This is a genomic window from Sporolactobacillus sp. KGMB 08714, assembly GCF_036598985.1.
Lineage (GTDB): Bacteria > Bacillota > Bacilli > Bacillales > Sporolactobacillaceae > Sporolactobacillus.
In genome coordinates this window covers 1-1668 of the sequence record NZ_JAUUBW010000058.1, presented here as the reverse complement: position 1 = coordinate 1668, position 1668 = coordinate 1, and the positions used below count along the sequence as shown (strand labels likewise).

Sequence of the window (1668 nt, the reverse complement as noted above, 5' to 3'; positions counted from 1 at the left end):
TGAAGAATGGGTTGACTTTTTTTCAAGCGAATCCGATAGCGTTCTTCGGCAGAACGTTTTTCCTTTTTCAGTTCACGTTCAATGGTGAAAAGTTGATTACAGTAGTCGAGCCCCTCCTTGGCCGTAACGGATGATTCTTTGGCTGAAGGAGGAAGAGCTTTCAATGCTTCGTCAAATTTGCGTCGGGCATGGGCCCAGCAACAGACGAGCGTGACTTTTTCGACTTTATGATAACCGGCATAACCGTCAACTTGAAGATAGCCGTGAAAACCATCCAAAAATTTGGCTGGATGCTTACCGGCACGTGTCGTCTGATAATCGTAAAGGACGGTCGGTGGTCCGACTTGTCCGCTGCGATAGAGCCACAAATAGGATTTGGAGGTCGCCGGACGACCGGGTTCACGCAGAACCTGCAGCGTGGTTTCATCTTATGGAAAGTCATTTATTATGTAAAGTTGAGGGGTAAAATGTCGCACGAACGCAGGGTATGCGGCATAACCGCTCAACATAATTATTTAGATGTTTTCCCGGAGCCAGTCAATCAATGCTTCTTTTTCACCATCAGTGTATTCTTCTACAGTGTCTGTAATTAGAGTACCAGCCTGCTCAATATATTTTCTTTTCAGTTCAGGGCTACATCTTGCATAAATTTCCGTTGTGGTGACTGATGAATGTCCAAGAAAATCCCTAATATATATAAGGTTCACTCCATTTTCAAGAAGATGCATTGCTTTGGAATGTCTCAATATATGCGGATGTAGCTTAGACGGAAATAAATCTGATCTTGCTTTGCGTGCTATTTGTCCATATTTATCAAGTACATAGGACACTCCTGACCTTGACAAGGTTTTATTATATCTGTTAACAAATACTGGGTGCCTCGTGTCATTAATACCAGCGAAATTCAAATAAGTTTTTATAATGTTCGCGGCGTTGGTACTTATAGGGACTACTCTTGATTTATTTCCTTTTCCTGTTAGGGTAAGCGTGTTTGGACTTCGAAAGGCAATGTCGCCAACTCTTAAATCGATGAGTTCCTGAACTCTGCAACCCGATTCGTACATTAAAGCAATCATTGCAAGCTCGCGAATACCTTGCATAGAATGGCTGTTAGGTATTTTGAGGAGATATTCAACGGCTGCTTCACTTAGATATTCGACAGATTTCTGTGGTGCTTTCTTTATACGTATTTTTAAGACACCCTGACATAAGGCACTTTCCTCCGGACTTCTGCGTATGACATAGCTACAGAAAGCTTTTAACGCCGCGAGGCGTTGGTTTCTTGAACGAATACTGCAACCTCTTGATTGTTCCAACCAGTCCAAAAATCCAGTTATATTATCTGCATTCAACATATCCATTTTAAGTTTACTGATCTTGCAGGTGCCAGCTTCTTCAAGGTACTTATAGAAAAGTATGAATGCATCCCGGTATGATTTAATTGTATTGGTTGACAGGCCTGCCTCTCCACCAAGATATTCAGTAAAGAAGTTGGTAACATAATAAGATAATTCCTTTTTACGCATAGTTACACCTCCGGAAAGATCTTTTCTGCATTTTCGAGGCTAAACTGAAGGATATCAATAAAGTACTGTTTAGTTAAACGCAGATATTTTTCTGTCGATTCCACATCTTTGTGCCCAAGATAGGTGCTGAGGATTGGAAGCG

1 protein-coding gene and 1 pseudogene are annotated in these 1668 nt (G+C 41.5%); both read right to left on the bottom strand.

The window, feature by feature from the left end:
* Positions 1-428 (bottom strand): annotated as a pseudogene (locus Q6A92_RS18095) (IS66 family transposase); the annotation flags it as partial.
* Between the two features lie 87 nt (positions 429-515).
* Positions 516-1526 carry a tyrosine-type recombinase/integrase gene (locus Q6A92_RS18090; protein WP_332238961.1) on the bottom strand — a complete coding sequence of 337 codons (1011 nt, stop codon included), beginning with the start codon at positions 1524-1526 and terminating at the stop codon, positions 516-518.
* Positions 1527-1668: the final 142 nt, after the last annotated feature.